We start from the raw sequence: 2,535 nt of genomic DNA, 5'->3' as shown, positions 1-2,535 counted from the left end.
TCTAGCCGTTCCAGAAACGTCGCCTTGCCATATTCGGGGGTGGCTCCCATATAAATGGTGTGTTGTCGGTCTCCAAACGCGTCATACAGACTGATGGTGCCGACCATGGCTTCTCTCCATCCGGTGTCGCACAACAGCATACAGGTGCCATCTAAGCCAATGGCAACACTGGCAATTTCAGCGTCTAGTTGAGGGGGCACATAGTCCCAACTTTCTTCTTTCACCTCAATGATCGTGGCCACCGCTTCACTGAGACGCTGGATGTAGGACACGGCGACCGGGCGTTGATGATTCTCAGCCAAGTCTCGCTGCACGTCTCGGGCGGAACTATACGCCAGTTTCGAGGACACTTGTTTCGCAAACAGAGGCGTGGAGGTGATGATGATGCGAGACGCTCGCTCTAGCGGACAATCCGTTTTCCCGCCTCCAGAGCGCTGATAGACATGGCGTTCAATCACGACTTCTCCGTAGGGCGTTTGATACGCTTTGGGCTGCTTGCCTTTGGTTCGCATCACCTCTCCGGCAATCTCAATGGCTGAACCGTCGGTGTCCAGATACTCAAGAGCGGCTGTAGTGGCAATACGACCCGCCTCGTTGAGGCTTTCCTGAATCGCTTCTTCACTGGTCAGCAGCGAATGACTCAGGTCTATCGTCACTTCTATCCTGACTTGCGTCCCTTCTTGACTCAGCAATTGAGCGCTCATACTCACCACCTCTTGGTTGCCTCACTCAGTGATATCATGCTTGACCTACTAAATCAAGTAGAGGTCGCACCCTGAGCGGTGTCCCGTCTCAGGAATTGGTTATTTAGTTGTAGAAGTAATTTCTTCGCCATTATTGAGATGCTGTAGGGGTTGCATCTCATCTGAGGCGTGAGCAGTCCGTTTCTGGATCAAGACTAACCATTGGGCAACCAATCACCTTCCGTAAATACCCTGAATTATTTCGCCCGTTTCTGGTTAGCGAATCAAAATTTTTAATATTGTATAGATGTCTTTATGACATCACTCTGATTCCTTGACGAGGTAACCTTTATATTATACAAATGCCACTAAGAGATTAAGGGGATATCAAAATGATTCTTGTCTGTGGCGGCATCAAGGGTGGGGTGGGCAAATCCACGATCGCGACCAACATGACTGTAATGAGAGCCAACCAGGGAATGGATGTGTTGCTCGTCGATGCGGATGATCAAGGCACAGCTTCAGACTTCACAGCCGTTCGTAATGAAACTTTGGTAGAGCAGGGAGCAGGCTACACCTCCATCAAACTTTATGGAGCGGCGGTTCGGTCTGAAGTTCTGAGGATGGCAAAAAAATATGATGACGTGGTGATCGATGTAGGAGGTCGAGACACGGCGGGACAGAGAGCAGCTCTCTCAATGGCAAATGTCTATGTGGTTCCCTTCCTCCCTGGCTCCTTTGATGTCTGGACCTTAGAGAGTGTCGGTAAGTTGGTTGAGGAAGCCCGCGCCTTTAATGAAAACCTACAAGCCGTCTGCATCATTAACCGTGCAGATGCCAAAGGTTCGGATAACTCAGATGCGGCAGCGATTGCCAAAGATACGCCTGGTCTAGAGTTCGTAGATGCTCCATTGGGAAACCGAAAAGCGTTCCGATCTGCAGCCTCTAACGGATTGGCAGTGACCGAATTTAAGCCCTCAGACTCAAAAGCGATCGCAGAGATTAAAAAGCTCTATAAACTTCTATTTGATGCATAAGTAATATCATAATAGAATCACTTAGAGGTAAATTCGATAGTATTTAGAGTCCCTAAAGAAGTCAAGGTGAAATCAAATGGTTGTTAGACGAAAGCCAGCAAATGTGGACGAATTTATCCGGGAAGGCGGATCAGCCCCTCAAGTTGCGGCACCTCAGCCAGTCGAGGAAGCTACCGACGAGGAAGTGAAGGGCTTGAAGCTGCGCCTACCTGTAGACCTGCTGAAACGAGTCGATGAAATGGTCAAGAGTCGTCGTCCTGCTCCTAGCCGTCACCAGTGGATTTTGGAGGCGATTTATGAAAAGCTCGATCGGGAGGCATCTGAATAAGTAGAGACTAGATTGATGTCTTAGTGACATCAGTTTGATTCTCTTTTGACCTCTAAAAAGAGTCGGCTTGATTCCATGATGAAGTGTATATCTAGCATAATTCTCCAGCCCAACTTTTTAGCAATGGAATCGAAGCGAGAAGGGATCACGATAACTGAGGTGATCGTTCAGGCGCTAGAAGCTCGATTTGGTAAGCCTACCTAGAGACAACGATCACTTACAGAGCCGCGGTCGCATCCTCGACCTGCCGCTCTGTCACTTCCAAATATTTCTGCAACGCCGCCAAGGTTTCGGGTTGTGTCGCAAAAATAGTAAGGTAGGGAAGCTTAATTTTTTCTAGCCTTGCTCTAAATGACGACTGACTCTCTGTTCAAATGGCGGCACTTCTTGCCCGAAATCATCGTGTTGAATGTGCGGTGGTATTGCCGCTATCCTCTGAGCTACCGGGATTTGGAAGAAATGATGGCAGAGCGAGGAATTGAGGTGG

Annotated in this window: 2 protein-coding genes and 2 pseudogenes; 3 read left to right on the top strand and 1 reads right to left on the bottom strand. The window is 48.8% G+C overall.

What is annotated here, in order from left to right; genetic code table 11:
- Nucleotides 1–704, bottom strand: a pseudogene (locus A8707_RS25980) (ISKra4 family transposase); the annotation flags it as partial.
- A gap of 371 nt (nucleotides 705–1,075) precedes the next feature.
- Here A8707_RS25980 and A8707_RS25975 point away from each other — a divergent pair.
- The 3 genes and pseudogenes from A8707_RS25975 to A8707_RS25965 form a co-directional block, all read left to right on the top strand.
- On the top strand, nucleotides 1,076–1,720 hold the full coding sequence (locus A8707_RS25975) for a nucleotide-binding protein (RefSeq protein ID WP_068820332.1): 645 nt from the start codon (nucleotides 1,076–1,078) through the stop codon (nucleotides 1,718–1,720).
- Nucleotides 1,721–1,796: 76 nt separating this feature from the next.
- Complete coding sequence (locus A8707_RS25970; protein ID WP_068820330.1) at nucleotides 1,797–2,048, top strand: ribbon-helix-helix protein, CopG family; 252 nt, start codon at nucleotides 1,797–1,799, stop codon at nucleotides 2,046–2,048.
- Nucleotides 2,049–2,399: 351 nt separating this feature from the next.
- Nucleotides 2,400–2,535, top strand: a pseudogene (locus A8707_RS25965) (IS6 family transposase); the annotation flags it as partial.

This window comes from Phormidesmis priestleyi BC1401, from assembly GCF_001650195.1.
GTDB lineage: Bacteria > Cyanobacteriota > Cyanobacteriia > Leptolyngbyales > Leptolyngbyaceae > Phormidesmis_A > Phormidesmis_A priestleyi_B.
The sequence above is the reverse complement of the archived record's forward strand: the minus strand, read 5'-3'. Positions and strand labels throughout refer to the sequence as shown.

Bases quoted from the DNA above. Each gene is read 5' to 3' on its own strand.
- A8707_RS25970 (WP_068820330.1), top strand. From the start codon at position 1,797: ATGGTTGTTAGACGAAAGCCAGCAAATGTGGACGAATTTATCCGGGAA.
- A8707_RS25975 (WP_068820332.1), top strand. From the start codon at position 1,076: ATGATTCTTGTCTGTGGCGGCATCAAGGGTGGGGTGGGCAAATCCACG.